At 32.4% G+C, this 25,367-nt stretch carries 21 protein-coding genes and 1 tRNA gene; 7 read left to right on the forward strand and 15 right to left on the reverse strand.

The features are described from left to right. A complete protein-coding gene (locus QM746_RS12645) occupies positions 1–936 on the forward strand; it encodes a glycosyltransferase family 2 protein (protein WP_414984559.1) in 936 nt (311 codons plus the stop codon). A 153-nt stretch (positions 937–1,089) separates the two neighbouring features. Further along, positions 1,090–1,332, forward strand: coding sequence for a hypothetical protein (locus tag QM746_RS12650; RefSeq protein ID WP_374361862.1), 243 nt, complete (start codon positions 1,090–1,092; stop codon positions 1,330–1,332). 39 nt (positions 1,333–1,371) lie between these two features. Here QM746_RS12650 and QM746_RS12655 read toward each other — a convergent pair whose 3' ends face one another. From QM746_RS12655 to QM746_RS12680, 6 genes are all read right to left on the reverse strand, one after another. Beyond that, on the reverse strand, positions 1,372–1,764 hold the full coding sequence (locus tag QM746_RS12655; RefSeq protein WP_414984560.1) for an META domain-containing protein: 393 nt from the start codon (positions 1,762–1,764) through the stop codon (positions 1,372–1,374). Positions 1,765–1,791: 27 nt separating this feature from the next. Continuing rightward, entirely contained in the window at positions 1,792–4,191 is a 2,400-nt protein-coding gene (pheT, locus tag QM746_RS12660; RefSeq protein ID WP_414984561.1) for a phenylalanine--tRNA ligase subunit beta, read from the reverse strand. A 107-nt stretch (positions 4,192–4,298) separates the two neighbouring features. Further along, positions 4,299–4,754 (reverse strand): hypothetical protein, encoded by a 456-nt coding sequence (locus QM746_RS12665; protein ID WP_414984562.1) that lies wholly within the window; start codon positions 4,752–4,754, stop codon positions 4,299–4,301. Positions 4,755–4,932: 178 nt separating this feature from the next. Beyond that, complete coding sequence (gene dnaN / locus QM746_RS12670) at positions 4,933–6,063, reverse strand: DNA polymerase III subunit beta (protein WP_414984563.1); 1,131 nt, start codon at positions 6,061–6,063, stop codon at positions 4,933–4,935. A gap of 72 nt (positions 6,064–6,135) precedes the next feature. Beyond that, positions 6,136–6,747: a hypothetical protein gene (locus tag QM746_RS12675; protein ID WP_414984564.1), complete on the reverse strand. Its 612-nt coding sequence runs from the start codon at positions 6,745–6,747 to the stop codon at positions 6,136–6,138. A 108-nt stretch (positions 6,748–6,855) separates the two neighbouring features. After that, positions 6,856–8,652, reverse strand: coding sequence for a TonB-dependent receptor plug domain-containing protein (locus tag QM746_RS12680; RefSeq protein ID WP_414984565.1), 1,797 nt, complete (start codon positions 8,650–8,652; stop codon positions 6,856–6,858). Between the two features lie 336 nt (positions 8,653–8,988). On the opposite strand from QM746_RS12680, the gene uvrA reads away from it, so the two are divergent. Beyond that, positions 8,989–11,772 (forward strand): excinuclease ABC subunit UvrA, encoded by a 2,784-nt coding sequence (gene uvrA, locus QM746_RS12685; RefSeq protein WP_414984566.1) that lies wholly within the window; start codon positions 8,989–8,991, stop codon positions 11,770–11,772. Positions 11,773–12,140: 368 nt separating this feature from the next. Next, positions 12,141–12,212, forward strand: a tRNA-Arg gene (locus tag QM746_RS12690). Between the two features lie 102 nt (positions 12,213–12,314). Here QM746_RS12690 and QM746_RS12695 read toward each other — a convergent pair. From QM746_RS12695 to QM746_RS12725, 7 genes are all read right to left on the reverse strand, one after another. Continuing rightward, positions 12,315–13,328: a M28 family metallopeptidase gene (locus QM746_RS12695; RefSeq protein ID WP_414984567.1), complete on the reverse strand. Its 1,014-nt coding sequence runs from the start codon at positions 13,326–13,328 to the stop codon at positions 12,315–12,317. Positions 13,329–13,982: 654 nt separating this feature from the next. Further along, positions 13,983–14,168: a DUF2892 domain-containing protein gene (locus QM746_RS12700; protein ID WP_414984568.1), complete on the reverse strand. Its 186-nt coding sequence runs from the start codon at positions 14,166–14,168 to the stop codon at positions 13,983–13,985. Between the two features lie 5 nt (positions 14,169–14,173). After that, on the reverse strand, positions 14,174–14,476 hold the full coding sequence (locus tag QM746_RS12705) for a hypothetical protein (protein ID WP_414984569.1): 303 nt from the start codon (positions 14,474–14,476) through the stop codon (positions 14,174–14,176). Between the two features lie 39 nt (positions 14,477–14,515). Next, entirely contained in the window at positions 14,516–17,770 is a 3,255-nt protein-coding gene (locus QM746_RS12710; RefSeq protein WP_414984570.1) for an efflux RND transporter permease subunit, read from the reverse strand. 88 nt (positions 17,771–17,858) lie between these two features. Next, positions 17,859–18,941, reverse strand: coding sequence for an efflux RND transporter periplasmic adaptor subunit (locus tag QM746_RS12715; RefSeq protein ID WP_414984571.1), 1,083 nt, complete (start codon positions 18,939–18,941; stop codon positions 17,859–17,861). A 73-nt stretch (positions 18,942–19,014) separates the two neighbouring features. Further along, positions 19,015–20,322 (reverse strand): TolC family protein, encoded by a 1,308-nt coding sequence (locus QM746_RS12720; RefSeq protein WP_414984572.1) that lies wholly within the window; start codon positions 20,320–20,322, stop codon positions 19,015–19,017. A 130-nt stretch (positions 20,323–20,452) separates the two neighbouring features. Then, positions 20,453–20,683 carry a hypothetical protein gene (locus QM746_RS12725; RefSeq protein ID WP_414984573.1) on the reverse strand — a complete coding sequence of 77 codons (231 nt, stop codon included), beginning with the start codon at positions 20,681–20,683 and terminating at the stop codon, positions 20,453–20,455. A 207-nt stretch (positions 20,684–20,890) separates the two neighbouring features. Between QM746_RS12725 and QM746_RS12730 the strand changes: the two genes are divergently transcribed. Next, positions 20,891–21,412: a GNAT family N-acetyltransferase gene (locus tag QM746_RS12730; RefSeq protein ID WP_414984574.1), complete on the forward strand. Its 522-nt coding sequence runs from the start codon at positions 20,891–20,893 to the stop codon at positions 21,410–21,412. Positions 21,413–21,418: 6 nt separating this feature from the next. On the opposite strand, the gene QM746_RS12735 is transcribed toward QM746_RS12730, so the two are convergent. Further along, positions 21,419–22,276: a LysR family transcriptional regulator gene (locus QM746_RS12735; RefSeq protein ID WP_414984575.1), complete on the reverse strand. Its 858-nt coding sequence runs from the start codon at positions 22,274–22,276 to the stop codon at positions 21,419–21,421. Between the two features lie 70 nt (positions 22,277–22,346). Between QM746_RS12735 and QM746_RS12740 the strand changes: the two genes are divergently transcribed. Continuing rightward, positions 22,347–23,228: a DMT family transporter gene (locus QM746_RS12740; RefSeq protein ID WP_414984576.1), complete on the forward strand. Its 882-nt coding sequence runs from the start codon at positions 22,347–22,349 to the stop codon at positions 23,226–23,228. 31 nt (positions 23,229–23,259) lie between these two features. On the opposite strand, the gene QM746_RS12745 is transcribed toward QM746_RS12740, so the two are convergent. Then, on the reverse strand, positions 23,260–24,240 hold the full coding sequence (locus QM746_RS12745) for an aldo/keto reductase (RefSeq protein ID WP_414984577.1): 981 nt from the start codon (positions 24,238–24,240) through the stop codon (positions 23,260–23,262). A 177-nt stretch (positions 24,241–24,417) separates the two neighbouring features. Between QM746_RS12745 and QM746_RS12750 the strand changes: the two genes are divergently transcribed. Beyond that, on the forward strand, positions 24,418–25,359 hold the full coding sequence (locus QM746_RS12750) for a helix-turn-helix domain-containing protein (RefSeq protein ID WP_414984578.1): 942 nt from the start codon (positions 24,418–24,420) through the stop codon (positions 25,357–25,359). Positions 25,360–25,367: the final 8 nt, after the last annotated feature.

Raw genomic sequence — 25,367 nt, forward strand, 5'->3', positions numbered from 1 at the left:
ATGATGACGCATAAATCAATTACTATAATTATACCTTGTTATAACGAACAAGAAATATTAAAAGAGACTTATAATAGGATAAAAAAAGTTGTAAGCGAGCTAAAACTAGATACATGCATGCTCTTTATAAATGATGGAAGCACAGATAATACAAAAAAAATACTTACAGAAATAAAAAAAGACTCAGCCGTTAAGGTAATTAACTTCTCTCGTAACTTCGGTCATCAAGCAGCAGTTACTGCTGGTATTAATAATTGTAAAAGTGATTTAGCTGTTATATTAGATGCTGATTTACAAGACCCTCCAGAGTTAATCCCTGAAATGATAGAAACATTGAAAAATAACAATGCTAATGTAGTTTATGCTGTAAGAAAACTTAGAAAAGGAGAGAATTATATAAAAAAAGCATCTGCTAAATTATTTTATCGCATACTTAATCGTTTTTCTGAAATTCCCATACCTGTTGACACAGGAGATTTTCGTCTTATAGATAAAAATGTAATTTCAGAATTCAATCTACTCAAAGAAAGAGAAAAATATGTACGTGGTTTAGTTTTTTGGGTAGGATTTAAACAAGTTCCTTTTTATTATGAACGTGAAGCTAGAAGTTCTGGAACAACAAAATATCCATTTAATAAAATGGTAAAATTGGCTACAACCTCAATTTTATATTTTTCTTCAAAACCTTTAAAAATGTCTTTATCTTTAGGATTTTTTTCCGTTATACTTGCAATAGCTTTGGGAATATGGTCTATTTTGGGAAAATTACTAGGATATACACATGCTGATTCTGGATGGACTTCCATTTTTGTACTAATCATTTTTTTTGGTGGTGTTCAGCTTATAACAATTGGCATCGTTGGCTTATACTTAGGTAACCTATTTGATGAAATAAAAAAAAGGCCAGAGTATATTATTGACAATCAAGAATTTTAAAAAAGCAATCACATTTTTTTACTTTTAAAGAAAAAAAAAACAATTTTCATAATATATATCATATCAGAAAAAAAGATGAAAATCAATAAAAATAATTATCGGTAATTTTATTTTACTAAATTTGTAGCGAGAAATTATTTAAAACTTAAAAATATGAAACTCCCAAAATTTTTAATGGCAGACAATTCAGAATTTCCTGAGGATCTGTTTGTAGTTCACACCGAATATCCAAGGTTTATTTTAAACGTAGAAGAAGAAGAAGTAGAATGGCTAGACGATTTAGAAGGTGACGACGAAGAAACCCTTGCTAATGAAGCTACTAAAGTGGTAGAAGAAGCCTTCAAATGGTGCGATGAAGAGTTAGCAAAATATGATGACGAAGAAGACGAAGAATAAAAGAAAAAACCTCGATTAAATCGAGGTTTTTTTTGTTTTCTATTTTTTGAATCTCAGTAACAAGAGATTATCTTTATACAATTCTAGAAAGCCATCTTTTACGGCATATTTATTTGCTTGTTCTAAAAGATTGAAAAAATTCTGCTCAGTTTTAAGGTCATTACAAGCCATTCTTGTAGCCCCCACATTTCCAATTACAAAAGTACCATTGCTTGCATTTACCATTGCTTCTGCAAAGTAATTATTACAACTTCCGTTACCAGAAATTCTTTTTGTTTCTATATTTAAAGTAGGAACTTTGCTGCCAGAAACATTATCTGCCAAAATCCACTTTGTATTGGTTACCACTTCTTGTTTAGAAGAAAATCCTGCTTTAGAACCACACGAAACCAATGTAATTACTGCAAAAAGTGCTAAGATTATATTTTTCATAATTAATATTTTGATTAATGATTATCACTAACGAAGCTCTGCATTGAACTCTTTTTTGAAATTCTTAATTAAAGAATCCATCACAGAAGTAATTTCTTTTTCTTCTAAAGTTTTCTCTTCGTTTAAAAGTTCAAAACTTAGTGCATAAGATTTTTTACCTTCAGGTAGATTTTTGCCTTCATACACATCAAATAAATTAATGTTTTTTAGATATTTAGAAGGATTTTTCTTCGCCAATTGGTAAAGCGCTGCATACGTAACGTTTTTATCTACTAATAACGCTAAATCTCTTCTAATCTTATTGAATTTTGGTATATCTACAAATTTAAAGTTGTCTTTACTTCTTAATTGTTGAGCCGTTTCTAATTCTATTTCTGCATAGAAACATTCTTGCTCTATATCGAAATCTTTCAATAGTTTTGGAGAAACTTTTCCTAATCTCGCAATTGTTTTTCCTGCCGAAACAATTTCTAAAGCATCTGAAAATCTTTCGTCTTCTAGAGAAACTTCTTCGGTTTCAAGATTAAGTTTACCCAATAAAATATTTACAAAACTTTTTAAAGTATAAAAATCTGTAGAAGATTTTGGCATCAACCAATTCTCAGAATAATTTCTTCCGCTTGTTAAAATCGCCAATTGTTTTCTTTCTTCGTATTTTGATTTTTTGTGGTAAATTTTACCCAATTCGAAGAACTTAATATCTTGATTTTTTCTATTGATATTGTAAATTGCATTTTCTAGCAAACCTTCTAAAAGAGATTTTCTCATAAAAGAAAGCTCTGTACTAAGCGGATTGAGTAGTTTTACTGCGTGGGTTTCGTCTTTTACAGAAGTAAGAGAATTGTTCATTACCTCATTAAAACCATTGCTTTGTAAAGTTCTAGCCCAAGAATTTTCTAGTGCATCTTGGTCTTCTAAACTCAATTTAACTGGTGTAAAAGATATTTTTTGAGGTGCATCTACTTTGTTATAACCATAGATTCTAAGTACTTCTTCTATTACATCTATTTCTCTGGTTACATCTGCTCTGTACGGAGGAACCGCCAATTCTAAGCCATCTGGAATATCGTTAAGGGAAACAATATCTAAAGATTTTAAAATTTCTTTTACTTTTTCTCTATGAATTTTAACGCCTAAAATCTGGTCTAATTTTGAATATCTGAAAATTACTTTTGCATCTTCAAACTTTTGAGGATAATGTTCTAATAAATTCCCTACTTTTTTACCACCTGTAACTTCTTCAATCAATTTAATAGCATGAGTAATAGAAGTTCTGGTATTATTAGGATCTACACCACGTTCGAAACGGAAAGAAGCATCTGTGTTTAAACCATGCGCTTTGGCTGCTTTTCTAATTGCAACAGGATTAAAATAAGCACTTTCTAAGAAAATAGTTTTGGTTTCATTAGAAACTCCACTTTCGCTACCTCCGAAAACACCTGCAATACACATTGGCTTGTTATCACCATCTTTTATCATGATTTCAGAACCATTTAAAGTTCTTTCTACCGCATCAAGAGTTGTGAATTTTGTACCCGCATCATTAACCCCAACTTTTACTTTTTTCCCAGAAATTTTATCTGCGTCAAAAGCGTGAAGTGGCTGACCAAGACCGTGTAAAATGTAATTGGTAATATCTACCACGTTATTAATAGGAGAAAGACCAATTGCCTTCAATCTATCTTGAAGCCAAATTGGTGATGGAGCTACCGTTACGTTTTCTATAATAGCGCCAATATATCTAGGACACAATTCTGAATCTTCTACTTCCAATTCAAAACCATGTTCGCCTTCTGTATTTACAATTCCCAGAGCTGCTTTTTCAAATTCAGATTTCAGTGCATTATTAGATAAAAAAACATGTAAATCTCTTGCAACACCATAGTGAGACATTGCGTCTGTACGATTTGGCGTTAAACCAATTTCGTAAACCTCATCATTGGTTAAGCTAAAATATTTAGCAAAAGGCTCTCCTACTTTGTAGATTTCTTCATCCAAAACCATAATACCACCGTGGTCATCAGAAAGTCCTAATTCGTCTTCGGCACAAATCATTCCTTCGGAAACTTCTCCTCTAATTTTAGCTTTTGCAATTTCGAAAAAGTTACCATTTTTATCATAGATTTTTGTACCTACTACAGCTACAGGAACTGTTTGATTAGCCGCTACGTTTGGCGCACCACAAACAATATTTAGAATATTACCATCACCAACATCAACAGTAGTTTTTTTCAATTTGTCTGCATTAGGATGTTGTTCGCAAGTAAGAACTTTACCTACAACAATACCTTCTAAGCTACCTTTTACAGACTCATATTTTTCTATTCCTTCTACTTCCAGACCAATATCTGTAAGGAAAGCTCCAATTTTTTCTGAGCTTAAATCTGTTTGGATATAGTCTTTTAACCAATTATTTGAGATTTTCATTTTAAAATTAATTTGAAAATTTGATGATTCGAAAATTTAAAAATTTTCTAAAAATCTTATTATTTAATAGTTTGCAAATATCGTGATTTTTTGAGAGATAAGGAAATTTAATCATTATCTTCTGTAGAATTATTTGTTCTTTTAATACTTTTGATTAAGCCATTTTTTATCTCAATACGCAAAGTTATTCTTCTATTAAGAAATAAAAACTTTACTTTCTTTCCACAAACTAGAATCAATTCATATTTTAAATTAGTTTGAGGCACAAAAATCACATCAAAACTTAATTCATTATCTGTATCTTTTTCAAATGCATTTAAATTTGAAAAAATGTAACTATTTATTCGAGACAAATAATTTCTAAAATTTAAAAGAAAATTATTAAAAACATCTACTTGATTTTGAAGCATTTCATCATCAAACTCTTGTATATAAACATCACAAGAACCTCCAAAATCTACAAACTCTTTAGTTAAAGTATCAGTATAGCTTCCTTTATTTTCAATGAAAGAAATGGCTTTTGTCAGATGAAATTCTTCTTTAATCTTTTGAATAGTATACATACGTTTTTATTTTAAATATCGTGATTTTTTGAGAGATAAGGAGATTTAAAAACCGTAATTTAGATTTTGGCTAAAGCCAAATTTCAATTTAACAAAAAAGTCGGGCTAAAGCCCGACTCTATTGATATATTTTATTAAGATTGCTCGTTCCTCACAATGACCAATCGAAGCACTTAAATTACATTCCTATTACAGGCATAGAAAGCATTAGAATAAGCTCATTTTCGTCTAACCCATCTACTGGTTCTACAATGCCTGGTCTGTTTGGTTGAGACATTTTCAATGTAATATCATCAGCTCCTAAAACAGAAAGCATTTCGGTTAAAAATTTAGAACTGAAACCAATATTAATATCTTCACCATTATAGTTACAAGGTATTTGCATATCTGCTTTGTTTGCAAATTCTGTATCTTCTGCGTGAAGATGCAAAACATTACCCGAAAGTTTAAATCTTACTTGATTGGTAGATTTATTAGAGAAAATAGATGCTCTTCTAATAGAACTTAGCAATAAATTCCTATTGATAGTTAACACATTAGGATTTTCTTTAGGAATAACCGCAGAATAGTTAGGATATTTACCATCAATTAATCTACAAATCCAAACGTTTTCACCGAAAGTAAATTTCGCCATATTTTCGTTGAATTCAATCAAAACATCGTCATTAGAGCTAGACAAAATATTTTTGAAAATAGACAATGGTTTTTTCGGCATAATAAATTCTACAGGCTCATCGCTAGTAACGTCTGTTCTTTTGTAAACCACCAATCTGTGAGAATCTGTAGATACAAAATTGGTTTCTTTATCCGAAAATTGAAAAAGAACACCCGTCATAACAGGTCTTAGCGAATCGTTACTTGTTGCGAAAAGCGTATTGCTTAATGCATCTGCCAAAACTCCTGAAGAGATGGTAACTTTTTGAGCAGCATCAAATTCTGGTAATTCTGGATAATCTTCAGCATTATCAAGCGCTACAAAATAATTATCTTTTTCGTCTAGAATTTCTAACAAACCACCTTCTCCACTTTCAGATTCTTTTACAGAAAATGTAAGCGGCTGATCTCCGAAAGATTTAATAACATCTTGAAACATCTTTGCCGGAACAGCAATTTTACCACTATCATCAGATTTTACAGCCAGAGAAGTTAAAAGAGTAGTTTCTCCGTCTGAAGCAGTAATTTTTAATATTTCGCTATCTAATTCAAAAAGAAAATTTTCTAATATAGGTCTTGATTGCGAACTAGAAATTACTCCACTTACAATTTGTAGAGCCTTTTGTAATTCACCACTTGCAACAATAAATTTCATAAATTAAAATTATATTTAGTACACAAATATACGATTTTGGATATAATAGACAAATTTGAAAATCATTAATTTTTATTCAGTTTTCAACATTGATAAAATATTGATTTTTCTATATTCATTAATTCTATAATCAAAGATATCTGCAGAGTAATAACTAACATTTACTTTCCTACCAATCAATTCGTTATATTTTTTCTCCAATTCTATATTAGAGTTAACATTAGAAATCCAATATATTTTGGTAAGAATATTATTATCTCCTTTCATATAAAAGACTAAAAAATTTTCTTTTTCAATCTTGGTTATTTCTCCATTCATAAGCTCTTCACTAGAATCTACTTCAACACTCTTTTCTTCTTGTTCATCTGGAACAAATGTAGAGAAAACATCAGGACATTCTTGAGCCATTAATAAGCCAATTTCTGTACCCAATTTGTACATATCATCCTTCTTAGAAAAATCCGTAATATCAATTCCATATTCTTTATTAATTTCTGTTTTATAAGGCTTAGCCACCTTAAACAGGCAAACTCCAAATTGAAATTCTATTTGTTTTTTAGTTAATTTTTCTTTATTAATATCGTTCACACATTTACAAGTATTCTGTGCAATTATTTTTTTAAAATCTTGAGAAAACCCCAAAATAATATTTAAAACAAAAAATAAAATTAAAATTCTTTTCATTGGTTATAATTTTTTAAAAGTTATGTAAATGTAGAATTTTTATCTTTTTTTTCAAAATAAATCAATTAATTTAAAAAAAAAAGCCAAATCATAAGATTCGGCTTTTATTTATTTCAATTTGATATTATACGTAAATCCTGCATGAAACCACCTTCCTGGCATTGGCACCAAAGATGTTTCTACATATTCTGAATTCGTAATGTTATTTACCAAAACATACACATTAAAATTCTTGAATTGATAACTTATTTTATCATCTAAAAGATTATAACTCCCAAGATTCACTCTTTCATTGTATCTATAAATCAATTCATTAACTAATCCTTTGTAATTATTTTTAAGTTTTGCTACAAATTGATGTCTTAGATTATCTAAAGAATATCTGGAAGCAATTTTATCATCCAAATGTTGATTTTCGAGATATGTATATCCAAAAGAATACCCTAACCAATTGTTAACTTGATGATTAGCTTCCACTTCAAAACCTTTAGTTTCCAGAGTTCCTACATTTTGCGCAGTCCAAGGCGAAGTAGAAGTTGCTTTTTGCCAATCAATTGCATTGGTAGTTTTTCTCCAAAACATACTGTATTTTAAGAAATTTTGCCCATCTTGATATTGATAACCAAACTCTCCAGACCAAGCAGTTTCAGCTTTCAAATCAGGATTTCCTTGTTCTGTAAGACTCGTGTAATACAAATCTGTATAAGTAGGAATTCTGTTTACTTTAGCAAAATTTGCATAAAATTTATTATTATCCTCGTTGTAACTTACATCAATTCCTGGCAAGAAATAATCTTTCCCGTCACTGAATTTAGTCCAAGAAATTCCTGGTGAAATATTTAAACTTTCATTAAATAAAGAAAAATGATGTTCTAAAAACGCCTGAGAAACAAATCTTTCTCTACTTCCTAATCTGCTGCTCGCCAAAAACTCTTTTCTTACATCTGCACCAACTCCTGTAATCCCTAATTTTGATTTAAAATTAGCACTTACATCTAGTCCAATATTATTTCCGATGTGCATATTTCTGTAATAAGACGGATTATTTCTTAGGAACAAATACATGTCCTGAGCTCTTCTCCAGTAAGTTTTTGCATTGAAATTAATATTTTCCGAAAGTTTCTTTTCCAAAATTGCCGAAACCAAAGAAACTTGCACTTCTTCATACTGGTCTTTAGCCGCTGGCGAAGCATAGAAACCGTTTGCTCCAAATTTTTTCTCTTGAATTCCCGCCATTAATTTTAAATTTCCGTCTTTAATGGCAAGGTTATTTTGATACCAAATATTTTTAATTTTATAATCTGTATTATATCTATAACCATCAGATTCAGAATTATTTACTTGGATAAAATTTCTAAACTTTTCAGTTCCGAAATTAGAAGCAGCTCCGTAAGCGTAACTATTAAAATCGCCACCTTCGCCTCTTACAATAATGTTATCTGTATTATTTGGTTTCGTAATTATATTTACAACACCAGCATACGCACCATTACCAAAACCTCTGGCAGCAGTACCTTTCAGAATTTCTATTTTTTCTACAGAAGCCAAGTCAAAAGGAAGATTCATCGCATTGTGACCCGTTTGAGAATCCGCCATTCTTACTCCATTTACTAAGAGCAAAACTTGTTCGAAACTACTTCCTCTAATCGACAAATCTGTTTGCACACCATTTGCACCACGTTTTCTAATATCCATTCCGGTGTAATATGCCAAAACTTCTTCTAAACTTTGTGCTGCAGAATTTTGAATTTGAGCTTTATCTATAATCGTAACATTTACACTGCTTTTTTTAAGTGGCAAATCCATCAATTTACCTGTAATTGTCACTTCTTCAATGCCTTTTTCTTGCGCTTTAAATGCCGAAACTGTAGTCAATAAGGCTATACTTACAATCAGTTTTTTCATATTTTATTTTTAATAAAAAATCGGGCAAATTTATGCGAATTTTTCAGAAAGCAAAAAAAACTTTCATTCTTAAAAACAAAAAAAAGGAACAACAATCTGTTGAACCTTTCCTTTTTTCTCGATAATTAAAGATAATTATCTCATTTTCATCAAATGTGCAATCAAATGATTAATGAATTTTTTCATAACGATTTAAATTACAATTTGAACTACAAAGATTGTTATTTATTTTTAAAAATCCAAATGTCTGTTTAATATTTTTATCACAATTTTAGCAACAATCTGCCCTCCTTTTCCGAAAAAAATTCTGTATTTTTGTAAGTCTTTTTTTACACTATGGCTACAACACAAGATATTGATATTAAAAAATATATTTTCGTTAAAAACGCACATCTCAACAATCTGAAACACATAGATGTGCTGATTCCGAAGAATAAATTAATCGTAATAACCGGCGTTTCGGGAAGCGGAAAATCTTCGCTTGCTTTTGATACTATTTATGCCGAAGGACAACGCAGATATGTAGAAAGTTTGAGTTCTTACGCCCGTCAGTTCTTAGGGAAATTAGAAAAACCAAAAATAGATGACATTAAAGGTTTAGCACCTTCTATCGCCATTCAGCAGAAAGTTATTTCTAGCAATCCTCGTTCTACGGTTGGTACTTCTACAGAAATTTACGATTACATAAAACTTTTTTTTGCAAGAGTTGGCAGAACCTTCTCTCCCATTTCCGGAGACGAAGTAAAAAAAGATTCGGTGACAGATGTTATAGATTATATCGCAAAAAACGAAGGTAAAACATTTTTACTAAGAGCTCCGCTTCAATTTATTCCTAAAAAATTTAAAGAACAACTTAAAACCCTCAAACTTTCTGGTTTTACAAGATTAGAAGTTTCTGGAAATTTAGCCACTATTGAAGATTTAGAAAGTTTCGGTTTTGTACCTGAAGAAAACATGGAAATTAATCTTGCAATAGATAGATTTTCTTACGAAAATGATGAAAATTTTCTTCAAAGATTGGCAGATTCTGTTCAAATGGCATTTTACGAAGGAATGGGAACTTGTTCTCTAAAAGAAACAGAAAGCGGAAATGTAAAAGAATTTTCGAATAAATTTGAACTCGATGGAATCACCTTCAACGAACCGAATGTACATTTTTTCAGTTTTAACAATCCTTACGGAGCTTGTCCGGAGTGTGAAGGCTACGGAAAAGTAATCGGAATTGATGAAGATTTGGTAATCCCTAACAAAAATTTATCCGTTTTCGAAGATGCTGTAGCTTGTTGGCGAGGCGAAACCATGAGCGAATGGAAAAAAGACTTCATTAAAAAAGCTAAAGATTTCCCTATTCATAAGCCTTATCATCAATTGACCAAAGAACAAAAAAATTACCTTTGGAGAGGCGAAAAAAATAAAAATTTCCCAAATATTGACAATTTCTTTAAAATGTTGGAAGAAAATCTCTATAAAATTCAATATAGAGTAATGCTTTCGAGATACCGAGGAAAAACAACTTGCCCTACTTGCGAAGGAAAACGTCTTCGCCCTGAAACGGAATATGTAAAAATAGACGGACATAACATTCAAGACCTAATAGAATTGCCTTTAGACGAACTTTTGCCTTTGGTAAAATCTTTAATACTGAATAAACACGATGCCGAAATCGCAAAAAGATTAACCTATGAAATTACTTCGAGATTAGAATTTTTAAATAAAGTTGGCTTAGGATATTTAACCTTAAACAGAACATCTAATACGCTTTCTGGTGGAGAATCACAAAGAATAAACTTGGCAACTTCGCTCGGAAGTTCTTTGGTGGGAAGTATTTATATTCTAGACGAGCCAAGTATTGGTTTGCACTCCAGAGACACCGAAAATTTAATTGAAGTGCTGAAAAATCTTCGAGATTTAGGAAATACGGTGATTGTGGTAGAACACGATGAAGACGTGATGCGCGCCGCAGATTATATCATTGATATTGGCCCTGAAGCAGGATTTTTGGGAGGCGAATTGGTTTTTGCAGGAAATTTCGAGGAATTGAAAAATGCAGACACTTTAACTTCTAAATATTTAACCGGAAGATTAGAAATTGAAGTCCCTAAAACCAGAAGAAAACCAAAAGAATTCATTAAAATAAAAGGAGCAAGACAGAATAATCTTAAAAATATTGATGTAGATGTTCCGTTGGAAGTTCTCACTGTTATTTCGGGAGTTTCGGGAAGTGGAAAATCTACTTTAATGAAAGAAATTCTGACCAATGCTGTTCAGATAGAATTAGAAATGGGCGGTAAAAAAGCAGATTACGATTCGGTGGAATTTTCTAAAAAAGTAATTCAAAATATTGAACTTATAGACCAAAACCCAATCGGAAAATCGTCTCGTTCTAATCCTGTAACGTATTTGAAGGCTTATGACGATATTAGAGACCTTTTTTCGAAACAAAAATCGGCAAAAGTTCAAGGTTTAAAACCAAAACATTTCTCCTTCAACGTAGATGGCGGAAGGTGCGACGAATGCAAAGGCGAAGGCGTAATTACCGTTTCTATGCAATTTATGGCAGACATTGAATTAGAATGCGAACATTGCCACGGAACTCGTTTTAAAGACGAAATTCTAGAAGTAAAATACGACGAAAAGAACATTTCGGACATATTACACATGACCGTAGATGAAGCGCTAGAATTTTTCTCTGAAAACCACGAAGAAAAAATTGTTACCAAACTGAAACCGCTTCAAGACGTTGGTTTGGGATATTTACAACTCGGGCAAAGCTCTTCTACTCTTTCTGGCGGTGAAGCGCAACGTGTAAAATTGGCTTCGTTTTTAGTGAAAGGTGCTACAACCGAAAAAACGCTTTTTGTATTTGACGAACCAAGTACAGGATTGCACTTTCACGATATTGATAAATTATTAAAATCTCTGCAAGCTTTAATTGGTTTGGGACATTCTGTAATTGTGATAGAACACCAACCAGACATTATAAAATCTGCCGATTACATTATAGACATTGGTCCAGATGCAGGGAAACACGGTGGCGAAGTAGTTTTTGCAGGAACTCCCGAAGATTTAGCAAAAGATAAAACCTCTAGAACAGCTAAGTTTGTGAAAGAGAAATTATAATCTGACGATGAAGTTTTAGAATTTAATTGCAACAATCCACAAAAAAAATTGTGAACAAAATGTGAATATTAACATTCAGTTAATACACTGATTCAAAATAAATTGTAATTTTAGTACAGAAAATTAAGGTTATGAAATTTTCTTTACCAAACACAACAGAAATCACAATTAAATTTGAGATAAAAATTTAAGGGAAGCATCGTCGGCTTCCCTTTTCTTTTTGGTGTAATTAAAAAAAATGAGATGTCTTTATCTACTGAAACGCTTTCTAAAGAAGCGTTTCTTTTATTTTTATTGTTGATTAAAGTCATAAAAAAATCAGACATAATGCCTGATTTTAACTTTATAATTCTTTAATTTTGTGCCTCGGCCTCATAGTTCAATGGATAGAATAGAAGTTTCCTAAACTTTAGATCCAAGTTCGATTCTTGGTGGGGCTACTATCTGAGTGGGAGAATGAGAGAATGGTTGAGTGATAGAGTTGTAGAGTTAATTTATTTTTTTTAAGAATTTTTATTTTCTCTAATTCTACAATTCTATAACTACTTTTTATCTACCACAATTCTATCATTACGATTCGCCAATTCCCAAGCAGTAGCGAAAACCAATTGTGCACGTTTTTGCAATAACGGATAATCTATTTTCTCTGGGTCGTCTGTTGGCTGATGATAATCTGCATGAATTCCGTCAAAGAAAAATGCAACCGGAACGCCATGTTTTGCAAAATTATAATGGTCGCTTCTATAATACAAACGTTGAGTATCATTAGGGTCGTCGTATTTATAATTGAGTTCTAAATTGTGTGTAATTTTATTAGCCGCTTCGTTTATCACCTTTAACTGAGACGAAAGCATTTCAGAACCGATAACATACACATAATCTTTCCCTTCATTTTCTTTATCACTTCTTCCAATCATGTCAATATTAAGGTCAACTACCGTATTTTTCATATCAAAAACAGGATTATCCGAATAATATTTAGAACCCAACAAACCATGTTCTTCTCCCGTCACATGAAGAAACAAAATAGAACGTTTTGGTCCTTTTCCTGCTTTTTTAGCTTCTTGAAAAGCTTCTGCAATTTCCATTACAGCCACAGTTCCGCTGCCATCGTCGTCTGCTCCGTTATAAACTACACCATCCTTGGTTCCTACGTGGTCGTAATGAGCAGAAACCACAATAATTTCTTCGGGTTTTTCTGTACCTTCTATAAAAGCTAAGATATTCTCAGATTCTGGCAAATCTCCTCTTCTTGTTTTGAGTGCTTCCTTAGGAACGATTTGATAATAACTTCCCAACGCTTTAGGATAAGAAACTCCTAGATTTTTGTAAAAATTAATCATGTATTTTCCAGCAGCTTTTTGTCCTTCGGAGCCGGTATCTCTACCTTGCATCTCGTCTGAAGCAATCACCATAAGATTTTTCTTTAATTCGTCTGCTTTTATACTTGCATAAGCATTTTTGAAGGCTTTCCCTTCGTAAGAAAGATTGTTAGAAGCGCAACTGAACATTACCAAAGACGCCACTAATGAAACAAATAACATAGATAATTTCATTTTTCATTAAATTTAATAGGGTAAAAGTAGTGTTTTTGATGAAAAAATAAAAATCAGCACCAAAAATAAACCAACCTCATCCAATATTGTGGTTAAATTGATAAAAATTGAGATGAATTTAAATCCCGAATAATTTCATTCTAAGTAAATATTTTTGGGAAAACTTAATCCAAAGTAATTTCTCCTCGTCCCAAGTTGGGAAAGTCTAAACCAACTCTAGTTCTTATTGTCGGGAGTTCCGACGGGGCAAACCAACTTCAGTTCTCATCGGCGGGAGTTCCGACGGAGCAAACCAACTCTAGTTCTCTTCGTCGGGAGTTCCGACGGGGCAAACCAACTTTAAATTACCCTAGAATTGCCAATATTCTTTCTCTATTAAATTTAATTCTGACAATCCTGAAATCATCTTTGTAAATACTAAATTTAATAAAGTATATCAAATGACTCAACTCATTTTCTTGATTTTTATTTAAATAATTATTTACATTAGATTCTGCCAATAAATTTAGAGAATATAATTAAAAGTATGACTCGAAAGATTTAAGAAATAAACAAACCCTTTCTGCATTACCATTGTTGTAAATAGAATGCAAAAAGGGTAAAAAAAGCTGCAAGAACTATCTCTTACAGCTTTCATTTATAATGGAGAAACCATTAATCTTCTATCCCGAATTTCTTTAATATTTTTTCGAGTAAGCACCAGTTGGTAAATGCAGATTGAAATAAATTTAAACCTACAAAACCTGTTAAATAGAACCAGTTTCCGCTTATTTTTAAGCCTAAAATAAGGCTCAAGAGTACCAAAAAACCAGCTACTGCGTGTATAATTCTTGTCTTCATATTCTTTAAATTGATTTTTCTATTTCTAGAGTTGCGATGTGTATTTTAGATTGAAACTCTTGCTTGGTATTGAATGTGCTCACCTTTGCATAGATGTGATCTATCCTATCTTCTTCTACAAATGCCATAAACATAAGCGAATTGCTTTCGGTAATTTCTGCGGCAAACCAATTGTCAACAGTTGCTTTTTGGTCTGCTTTGTAACCTTTTACTGCGGTGTAAGAAAATACACTAACGCCAGAATTTACCAAAAGATTTTTTACATTCTTCTCAAATTCTTTGATGGTGGTAATTAATAGTAGTTTCATAATGATGGTTGTTGGTTGATGGTTGATGGTTGATGAGATTTAGAGTTCGTTGGATTTAATTTCTGAATCATTTTCATTAAATTCTAAATCATTTTCGGCTTGAATTTTTTCCCATTTTTTCTTTTCAGACATATAATAAATCAATGGTACTACAATTAAAGTTAACAGTGTAGAAACTATTGCTCCGAACACCAAAGAAATTGCCAATCCTTGGAAAATAGGGTCGAATAGAATAATTATTGCTCCTATCACTACCGCACCTGTAGTTAACAAAATTGGGGTGGTTCTTACCGCTCCGGCATCTATAATTGCTTGTTTTATAGGGATGCCTTCATTCAATCTAATTTCTATAAAATCGATTAACAACACCGAATTTCTAACCATTACTCCCGCTAAAGCAATCATCCCAATAAAAGATGTAGCAGTGAAAAACGCTCCTAACAACCAATGTCCTAAAACAATACCCACCAAAGAAAGCGGAATGGCGACCATCATGACCATTGGTGTTTTAAAATTCTGAAACCAACCTACTATCAACATATAAATAATGATAATTACCACCGCAAAGGCAGCTCCTAAATCACGGAAAACCTCTAAGGTAATTTGCCATTCTCCGTCCCATTTTACCGTGAAATCGCTTTCGTCGTCTGGTTGTTTCATGTAGAGTTCGTTCAGTTTGTAGCCTGCAGGTAATTTGATATTTTTCAGTTTGTCTTCCATTCCTAAGATGGCATACGCTGGACTTTCTAAACCTCCTGCCATATCTGCTAAAACATAGGCTACTCTTTTTTGGTCTTTTCTGTAAATGGTTTTTGCCAAAGAATCTTTTTCTACTTTTACCAAATCTGCCACAGGAACCATATTACCTTGTTGACCTTTTACTTTTAAACTGGTAATATCCTGAAGGTTGGTTTTATCAGCATCACTTAATTTCATGACGATGTCAACGGGTTGATAAGATTTTTCGTCATAGAGATAAGATACAGGATGCTCGCCCAAAAGATAAGTTACGTTTCCAACAATTTGAGCTGGTGCAATGCCATTCAACATACTTTTCTCTTTATCTGCCACCAATTTGAATTCCGTTTGAGACGCTTCAGCCATCCAATCTACATCTACCACATCATCGGTATTTTGAAGAATTTTCTGTACTTGGTCGGCAACTTTTAATTGGTCTTCGTAATTAGGACCATAAATTTCCGCAACTATGGTTGACAAAACTGGCGGACCAGGCGGAACTTCAACAATCTTGATATTAGCACCGTACTTTTTACCAATTTTTTGAATTTCGGGTCTTATTTTTTTGGCAACATCGTGGCTTTGTTCGCTGCGGTCTTCTTTATGTAACAGATTCACCTGAATATCTGCTGTGTTACTGCCACCTCTCAAATCGTAATGTCTTACCAATCCATTAAAAGTAATAGGCGCAGAAGAACCAACATAGGATTGATAATTTATCATTTCTGGAACCGTTTTCAGGTATTGAGCTACTTCTTTTGCTACGGCATTGGTTCTTTCTAATGTAGTTCCTTCCGGCATATCTATTACCACTTGTACTTCATTTTTATTATCAAAAGGAAGCATCTTTACGGCAACCCATTTGGTAAAAAACGCCATTACCGAAATCATTAATAAAACTACCGTAATCCCCAACATTGTCCATCTTCTTTTGCTGTTATCTAAAAGCGGTTGTTCTACTTTTTTGTAGAATTTATAAATCCAACCGGTTTCTAAACCTTGTTCTTCTTTATGTTCGTGCTCTTCTTTTAATCTTAATAAATGAAAACCTAAATATGGTGTAATGGTTAGTGCCACAAAAAGTGAAAGCATCATCGCAATGGAAGCTCCAATAGGCATTGGCGACATGTAAGGTCCCATCATCCCAGAAACAAAAGCCATTGGTAAAATCGCTGCAATTACTGTAAACGTTGCCAAAATTGTAGGATTCCCCACTTCATTAATTGCGAAAATAGCCGCTTGTTTGAAAGGCAATTTCTTCATGTGGAAATGCCTGTGCATGTTTTCTGCGATAATAATACTATCATCTACAACAATTCCTACTACAAAAACAAGGGCAAAAAGCGTAATTCTGTTCAGTGTATAGCCTAGCATATAATAACTAAATAAAGTTAATGCAAACGTTAAAGGAACAGAAAAAAACACCACCAAACCACCTCGCCAGCCCATTGCTAACATCACCAAAATCGTAACCGCCAAAATAGCAACACCTAAGTGCATCAATAATTCGGAAACTTTATGAGAAGCTGTTTCGCCATAGTTTCTGGTAACTTCTACGTGTACGTCATTCGGAATGATTGTTTTCTTTAGTTGCTCAACTTTTTCTAAAATTTGCTCCGAAATCTTCATCGCATCCGCTCCTTTCACTTTAGAAATAGAAATGGTAGATGCAGGATATTCGTCTTTAAATTTCTTAGCATTTTCTACATTATTGGCATATCCAAAACTCACATAGTTGCTTGGCGAAGCAGCTCCATCTTCTACTTTGGCAATTTGTTTCAGATAAACGGGCATATTTTGAGAAGTTCCTACTACCAAATTTTCTACATCTTCTTGCGAAGCCAAAAACTGCCCCGTTGTTAAAAGAAATTCTTGGTCGTTATTGCTAAAACTTCCAGATTGCGAACTTCCGTTATTGGCTTGTATCATCTGCATTACGCCTAGAGCATCCACGTTGCTTTCAGCCATTTTATCTTTATCCAAAATCACTTTGAGTTGTCTGGCTCTTCCTCCAATAACACTAGTTAATGAAACATCTTTAATTTTTTTAATTTCTGAAGTTACTTCTTCGGAAATCTGTCGAATTTGATAATCATCATATTTTTCACTCCAAAGAGTGAGTCCAAGCATTGGCACATCGTCTATAGAACGGGTTTTTACCATGGGTTCGTAAACACCTTTCGGAAAGATGTCTTTATTTTCCATCAATTCGTCGTATAATTTCACATAAGAACGTTCGGTATCTTGTCCTACATAAAATTGCACGATAATCATGGCTCTACCATTCATTGCCATAGAATGAACGTGTTCCACACCTTTAATATTCGAAATAATTTTTTCTAAAGGTTTTACCACACGATTTTCTACTTCCACTGGACTTGCGCCGGGATAACCCACCATTACATCTGCCATTGGAACGATAATCTGAGGTTCTTCTTCTCTTGGTATTAATGTAGAACTATAAACGCCAATAATCATAAGCGCAATCATCAATAAAATGGTTAATTTTGAATTGATGAAAAACTCGGCGATACGTCCTGCGAATCCTTGTTGCATAATTTTTTTAATTTAAGTTTTAATCCTTCGACTTCGCTCAGGATAACAGATTTGTATAAAAATTATAAAATCGAATTTAATTCTTCTCTTATTTTACACTAACTTTAGCTCCGTTGTATAATTTTCCTTGTGCGAAAACAATGTAGGGTTCTTTAGCATCCAAACCTGATAGAATTTCTACCTCATTACCCATTAATTTCCCTGTTTTTACCCAACGAAGAACTGCAGTATTGCTAGAACTCACGGTATAAATTCCTTTGAGTTGACCTTTTTCTACAATTGCAGATTGAGGCACAGAAACTCCTTCTTGGAAATCTGCATTCACACTGCCGCTTCTTTTGAAAGGAAATTGCACATTAACGTACATTCCTGGTAATAAATTTTTAGAATTCTGCATCGCAATTTTCACCATGTATTGTCCACCAGTATTGGCAGCAGAAAGGCTTACTTCAGAAACAATTCCATTCACTTGTTGGTTGGTATTTTTCAACAAAACTTTCACGGACATTCCTTGTTTTATAAGCGTAATATCCTGCTCTGAAACTAAGACTTGTGCCTGCAAAACCGACGGCGATTCTATGGTTAGAATAGGCATTCCCGGACTTGCCATATCTCCTTGTTCGGCAAATTTAGCGGTAATAACTCCAGAAATTGGCGCTGTAATATTGGTATATTTGTATTGCGCATTTACTTCGTTTTTCATCATTTGAGAAGCTTGTAAACCCGCTTTTGCCATTTCGTAGCGTGCTTGCATATCGTCTAATTCTTTTTGCGAAGCACTTTGGTTTTTATATAAATTTTGAAATCTTTCGTAATCTTTTTTGGCAATATTAAAATTGGCTTGTGCTTGCGCAATACCGGCAGACGCTTGTCCGCCTTTTGCCTGAATATCTGTATTGTTGATGCTCACTAAAGTTTGTCCGGCAGAAACATGTTGACCAACCTCTGCACGAAGCGATGTGATGTAGCCCATCATTCTGGTGCTTACGTTTACCGAATTTTTAGAAACCAATTTACCACTTGCTGTAGCAAAAGAAGTATTGCTAAAAGTGGTATTACTAAGCGTAACAGCAATTGGAGCGTCTTGATTTTCTATTGATTTTTCTCCTTTGGAACAACTTGCCAAAGCAATTGCTCCTAAAATTAATGTAGTGTAAATATGTTTTTTCATAATTGTTGGTTGATGATTAATGGTTGTTGGTTGATGATTGATTAACAATATACTTCTGACTTTTAACTTCTATCTAGTTTTTCAAAAATTTAAAATATTCTAATGCTGTATTGTATTCGAAAATGGCTTGGTTGTAGTCTAATTCTTTTTGAGACATCATGGTTTCTGAAACCAATAAATCTGATGATTTTTCTAAACCTTGGTCGTATCTATTTTTTCTGATTCTGTAAGCTTCTTTCGCTTGTTCTAAAGCCTGTTTGGTAAGATTTACTTTGTTATCAGCATCTTTCACTTGTCTGGAAGCTTTGTTGATTTCGAGTTGAGATTGCTGAGTATATTGTTGCAATTCGGTTTCTGCTTTTATGCGTTCGGTTTTGTATTTTTCTTGTTCAGATTTGGCTTTCAATCCATCAAAAACATTCCAAGATAATTGTAATCCGAGTAAATAACCATTAGCATCGAACTGATAAGGTTTGTTGTCATACACTTCAAAACTTCCAAAAGCATTTAATCTTGGTAAAAATTTAGATTTAGCAGATTTAATCATTAAATCGTAAGCTTCTAAAGATTTTTCGTATGCCTGAATATCTTTTCTGGAAGAATTTAATTGAGGAGATTCTTCTAACATTCCGTTTTGATATTCTAACTTTTCAGTAGGTTTTAGGATGCGATTGTTATTTTCTTCTCCCAACAAAAAACAAATATAATCTGAGGCATTTCTCACGTTAGATTTTGCAAATTGCAACTGACTTTCAATCTCCGAAACTCTCACATCCATGTACAAAACATCAGATTTCTGAATCATTCCGTTTTTGAAATAATTATCGATTACTTTTTTATTGGCAAGAGTGGTATTTTTAGCATTTTCTAAAGTTTCTACCGCTTTATACGCCAATTGAAGCTGCATATAAGCTTTCAGAATTTCGAATTTTATATAATCTGAAGTTCTCTCTGCTTTAATAGAAAGCGCCTCTGTTTTTACTTGTCCTGCTTTTTTTTGATAAACCATATCTTGGTTATAGATAGGTTGTTGCAGTTCTAATTTGGTCGCAAAATTTGAAATATTTTTAGGATTATTGAGTTTTGAAGGATCAAAATCCTGCATGGTAATTCTCTCCTGATTGAGCCTAGAACCAAACGCCATCAAAGGATTATTGGTAGTAATTGCAGTGTAAGAAGCATTTACATTGGGCAAATACATAGCTCTGGTTTGCAACAATTCTGCTTTAGCTATGGCAACTTCTTGGTTTGCCAATTTTACTTGAAGGTTTTTTTCTGCAACTTTTTGCAATAGTTCTTCCTTAGAAACCGAAACTGTTTCTTGTGCAGAGACTTTAGAAAATAGACTTAATGTAATGGTAAAAATCAGTAATCTTATCATTGATATAAAATTTTCAACAAAAGTATAAGAGTGATTTTTACCTCACAGTAACATAGGTTACAGACGTCAAAAAATAAAAAAGCGATAGATAAAATTTATCTACCGCCGCCTTTGTGATTCATGAAATATTTTAAAACTTAAACCAAGGATAAGGTTCATAAGTGAAGTTGAGAGCTCGTGGTAAATCATCACCAGGAATGTCTTTTAATGCTGTAAGAACAGACGGATTAGAAGGATCCGTTTTGCCATCAAATTTTACAATTCTGTATTTCCCACCACTTCTTATAAAAAGGTCTTTGTAGCCTTTCGTTTTAGCATTATCGATGACAACAGGATAATCTGAAACGGTAAAACTTGCCAATTTAGAACCATCATCATTCAAAATAAACTGAGTACAACCGCCAGAACCACAGAAAAAAGAACCTGTAAGCCCTACAAAAATTTCTTTTTTGCCATCATCATTAATGCCAAAAACAAATTAATTAATAAAAAAATAGCATTTTTTAGCATTAGAACTTGCTTTACATTTGCCACTGAAAACTTAAATAAAAGAAACAAACACATAAGTATGGAAATTACAATATCTCTTATAACAAATAAAGATATTCTTCAGCTTCAGGAAATTGGAAAGAAGACGTTTTCTGAAACATTTTCTGAGACTAATTCTGAAGAAAATATGACTAAATACTTAGAAGAAGGCTTTTCTAAAGAAAAACTGACTAAAGAACTAGAAGACGAAAATTCTGAATTTTATTTCGCAAAATCAAAAAACGAAGTTATTGGATATTTAAAACTAAATGTAGGAAACTCTCAAACCGAAATAAAAGAAGACAATGCTCTAGAAATTGAAAGAATATATGTATTGAAAGATTTTCACGGTAAAAAGATTGGACAAATTCTCTACGAAAAAGCTATAGAAATCGCTACGCAGAAAAAAGTAAATTACGTTTGGCTTGGCGTTTGGGAAAACAACAAAAGAGCCATTAGTTTTTATCAAAAAAATGGTTTTGTGGAGTTTGACAAGCATATTTTTAAACTCGGAGATGACGAACAAACCGATATTATGATGAAACTGAATTTAAAAAATTAAATAATTTTAAACCAATTCTAGAATATTTTTAAGAATTGGATTTGGGTCGTCTTTTCTCCACTGAAGATACAAATCTGTAACAAAAGGCAACGGAATAAAACGAATACCAATATTCTGATGAAGATGATAAGAATGTGGCAAAATAGAAATTCCCAAGCCATTTTTAATTAAAGAAATAATGGTAGAACCAAATTCGCAACGAATGTAAGAATCTAGATTAATATGATAAGTATTAATAACTTCTTGAACTAATAAATTATAACTACTGCTGTAATCTCCAGTTGTTAACAAAAATTTCTGGTCTTTCAAACTTTCTTCTGAAATATCTGATAAAGTTTTGAAGTGATGATTTTCTGGAACTACAAAAGACAAGTTTTCGTAGCCCAATTTCTTTTCATTAATTGCTGAAGAAGTATTTACATCACGAGAAAAAGCCAAATCTATTTTATAATTTTTAAGATATTCTTCTTGAGTTTCGTTGGTAAGCTGAACCAATTCTAAAGTAAGATAAGGAAAAGCATCTGAAATTTTTTTTATAAAATGAGGCAAAACAGAAGACGAAATAGAATCTGGATGCGCAATTCTTAAAGTACCAAATTCTCCTAAATGAATTTGCTTTGCCAACTGATGAAAAGCTTCCATTTGATTGAGTTCTTCGCTCCATTTTTCTTGCAAAAATTTTCCAGCAGGCGTTAGTTTTACATTTCGTTTGTCTCGATAAAATAACTGAACTCCTAATTCATTTTCCAAAGACTGAATTTGGCGACTCAATGCAGATTGTGTGATGTTCATCTTGGCAGAAGTGTTCCAAAAGTGTAACTCTTTAGACAAAGCAAGAAAATATTTTAACTGTTGTATATCCATTTAATGCAATAAAATCATTAGTTAAGCAAATTTAACAAGTAAATTGAATTAAAATTAAAAATCTAAAAAAATGAACAAAAAAAATCAATATCTTTTTCTTCTCATTCTTGGAACTGCTTTTTGGGGAATTTCTTTCCCAGTCACAAAAATGTCAATTGGAAATGTATCTCAATCTACATTCTTATTTTACAGATTCTTTTTCGCAGCCATATCTATGGGAATAATTTTTTATAAACAATTAAAAAACATCAACAAAAATTCAGTAAAAACAGGAATTGGATTAGCTTTTCCGCTTGTTTTTGGCATTCATTTTCAGACCTTAGGAATTGTAAAACACACTTCTGCATCTCAATGTGCATTTGTTGCCGGAATTTGCGTAGTAATTATCCCTATTTTGAAAATACTTTTCTATAAAATTACTATTGAACCAAAAATCTGGTTTTCTGCAATTTTAGCTTTAATTGGCTTAGGAATAATTTCTATTACCAAAAGTTTCACCATTAATATAGCTGATGCTTATGTTTTACTTGGTACATTTGGTTTTGCTTATTACATGATAAAAGTAGAACAATTCGCAAGCAAAAACAATATTATTCAAACTCTAGTCCCCATGTTTGCAATGGGTGCCATTTTAATGTTGATCATTTCATTGTTTGATAAATCTGCTAATTGGTTTCCTACAAATCATCAATTTTGGATTGGTGTTTTTTACTGTTCATTATTTTCCACTGCTTTTATGTATTCTGTTTCTAATATTGCACAAAAATACATTAGCACAGAAAAAGTAGCCATTATTTATCTTTTTGAACCTGTTTTTGCGGCTATTGCTTCATTTTTTATTTTAGATGAAAATCTTACTTGGCGTTTATTATTGGGAGGAAGCCTTATCTTAATTGCCACATTTATTACTGAGATTAAATTAGGCAAGCTCAAAAAAATAAAAACTTTTTAAAAAAGGTTGCCTCTTTTGAGACAGCCTTTTTCTATTTTCCAACTCTTGCCTGCAACGAAGCAGGATAACGCTCGCCAAGAATTTTAATTTGTCTTAGAGCTCTGTCTATTCTTTGAAGTTCGTCTTCATTAAGGTAAACATGTACTGCGCCAGTATTTTCTTCCAAACGAGAGATTTTTGTTGTTCCTGGTATTGGTGCAATGTATGGTTTTTGTGCCAATAACCAACTTAATGCAATTTGTGATGGTGTTGCATTGTTTTCGATGGCAACTGTTTTTACCAGATCTACCAATTCCTGATTTGCTTTTCTATTTTCTTCTGAAAATCTTGGAACAATATTTCTGAAATCACTTGCATCAAATTTTGTATCTGCATTAATAGCTCCTGTCAAAAATCCTTTTCCAAGCGGGCTGAATGGAACAAAACCAATATTCAACTCTTCTAGCAAAGGTAAAATTTCGTTTTCTGGTTCGCGCCAAAACATTGAATATTCACTTTGAAGCGCTGTTACTGGTAAAACTGCATGTGCTTTTCTGATGCTATCAACTCCTGCTTCACTCATCCCGAAATGTTTTACTTTTCCTTCGGTAATTAAATCTTTCACTGTACCAGCAACATCTTCCATAGGAACATTCGGATCAACTCTGTGCTGATAAAGTAAATCAATATAATCGGTATCGAGATATTTCAAAGAATTTTCTACCACAATCCTTATTCTTTCTGGTCGGCTATCAACACCTTTTGTTGCATCACCATCTAGGAAACCAAATTTTGTTGCAATTACCACTTTATCTCTAAAAGATTTTACAGCTTTTCCCAAAAGAGTTTCGTTTCCGCCTTGGCTGTAAGCTTCTGCTGTATCGAAAAATGTAATACCTAAATCGTACGCTTTTTGAATTAAATCAATTGCATTTTTCTCATCAGTTGCAGGACCATAACCAAATGTTAATCCCATACATCCTAAACCTAATTCTGACACTTCTAAACCTTGTCCTAAAATTCTTGTTTTCATATTTTTTGTATTATTTAATGTAAAAATTAAGATGTTTTTGAACCTCTTTTACAGAATACAAATTTCTAAAGAATCTAAAAAATATTTGTTATACTAATTACTGCTTTCCATACCATTTTTACAGATAAATATTTTGCAAACAATTTAAAACCCGTACATTTGATTTTTGCAAATAAAATGAGTTCAATCACCATCAAAGAGTTTTATCAGGATATTTTGGGAGATACTTGCCCAGATATTCATCAATTTCTAAATGAAAACATTCATAAAGATATTGGTCATTTCAATGTTTTTGATATTTCTGAAATCTACAGAGATTGCAAATCAAAGACCGAAATACCTTACAACAGAAGAACTTACTACAAAATAAGTCTAATTAAAGGTAAAAATAAAGTAGAATATGCCAACAAAACGATTCAGATTGAAGATTGTGCCATTCTCTTTGCTTCCCCAAAAATTCCTTACAATTATACCAATCTTTGTACAGAACAAGCTGGGCATTTTTGTGTTTTCACAAAAGATTTCTTACCAGCCACAAAAATTGGGGTAAAACTAGACCAACTTCCTGTTTTCTCTCCTCAGAGTGATTTTATTTTTAGAATTTCCACAGAACAGTTCCATCAATTTGAGGCAATTTTTCTTAAAATGCACGAAGAAATAACCTCTGACTATGTGTACAAATATGATTTATTGAGAAATTATGTAATGGAATTAATTCATTTTGGACAAAAATTAAAACCTATTTTACCTATTGAAAATAACAAAACAGCATCTTCTAGAACCACTTCACTATTTATAGAATTACTTGAAAGACAATTCCCAATAGAAAACATAAGCCAACTTTTACAACTAAAAACACCAGCTGATTTTGCAGGAATATTGGGTGTTCATGTCAATCATTTAAACAGAGTTTTGAAAGAAACTACAGGAAAAACCACTGGCGAAATTATTGGAAGTAGAATTTTTCAGGAAGCAAAATTACTGCTCACCCAAACACAATGGAATATTTCTGAAATTGCTTTTACGCTAGGTTTTGAAGAAGTAGCCCATTTTTCTAACTTTTTCAAAAAACACAGTCAACAATCTCCGCAAAATTACAGAGAAACATCAATTGTTTGATTTTCGCA

The organism is Cloacibacterium sp. (assembly GCF_047601505.1).
GTDB lineage: Bacteria > Bacteroidota > Bacteroidia > Flavobacteriales > Weeksellaceae > Cloacibacterium.

Coding starts and splice junctions, on each gene's coding strand:
- QM746_RS12645 (WP_414984559.1), top strand. CDS start 1: ATGATGACGCATAAATCAATTACTATAATTATACCTTGTTATAACGAA.
- QM746_RS12650 (WP_374361862.1), top strand. CDS start 1,090: ATGAAACTCCCAAAATTTTTAATGGCAGACAATTCAGAATTTCCTGAG.
- QM746_RS12655 (WP_414984560.1), bottom strand. CDS start 1,764: ATGAAAAATATAATCTTAGCACTTTTTGCAGTAATTACATTGGTTTCG.
- pheT (WP_414984561.1), bottom strand. CDS start 4,191: ATGAAAATCTCAAATAATTGGTTAAAAGACTATATCCAAACAGATTTA.
- QM746_RS12665 (WP_414984562.1), bottom strand. CDS start 4,754: ATGTATACTATTCAAAAGATTAAAGAAGAATTTCATCTGACAAAAGCC.
- dnaN (WP_414984563.1), bottom strand. CDS start 6,063: ATGAAATTTATTGTTGCAAGTGGTGAATTACAAAAGGCTCTACAAATT.
- QM746_RS12675 (WP_414984564.1), bottom strand. CDS start 6,747: ATGAAAAGAATTTTAATTTTATTTTTTGTTTTAAATATTATTTTGGGG.
- QM746_RS12680 (WP_414984565.1), bottom strand. CDS start 8,652: ATGAAAAAACTGATTGTAAGTATAGCCTTATTGACTACAGTTTCGGCA.
- uvrA (WP_414984566.1), top strand. CDS start 8,989: ATGGCTACAACACAAGATATTGATATTAAAAAATATATTTTCGTTAAA.
- QM746_RS12695 (WP_414984567.1), bottom strand. CDS start 13,328: ATGAAATTATCTATGTTATTTGTTTCATTAGTGGCGTCTTTGGTAATG.
- QM746_RS12700 (WP_414984568.1), bottom strand. CDS start 14,168: ATGAAGACAAGAATTATACACGCAGTAGCTGGTTTTTTGGTACTCTTG.
- QM746_RS12705 (WP_414984569.1), bottom strand. CDS start 14,476: ATGAAACTACTATTAATTACCACCATCAAAGAATTTGAGAAGAATGTA.
- QM746_RS12710 (WP_414984570.1), bottom strand. CDS start 17,770: ATGCAACAAGGATTCGCAGGACGTATCGCCGAGTTTTTCATCAATTCA.
- QM746_RS12715 (WP_414984571.1), bottom strand. CDS start 18,941: ATGAAAAAACATATTTACACTACATTAATTTTAGGAGCAATTGCTTTG.
- QM746_RS12720 (WP_414984572.1), bottom strand. CDS start 20,322: ATGATAAGATTACTGATTTTTACCATTACATTAAGTCTATTTTCTAAA.
- QM746_RS12730 (WP_414984574.1), top strand. CDS start 20,891: ATGGAAATTACAATATCTCTTATAACAAATAAAGATATTCTTCAGCTT.
- QM746_RS12735 (WP_414984575.1), bottom strand. CDS start 22,276: ATGGATATACAACAGTTAAAATATTTTCTTGCTTTGTCTAAAGAGTTA.
- QM746_RS12740 (WP_414984576.1), top strand. CDS start 22,347: ATGAACAAAAAAAATCAATATCTTTTTCTTCTCATTCTTGGAACTGCT.
- QM746_RS12745 (WP_414984577.1), bottom strand. CDS start 24,240: ATGAAAACAAGAATTTTAGGACAAGGTTTAGAAGTGTCAGAATTAGGT.
- QM746_RS12750 (WP_414984578.1), top strand. CDS start 24,418: ATGAGTTCAATCACCATCAAAGAGTTTTATCAGGATATTTTGGGAGAT.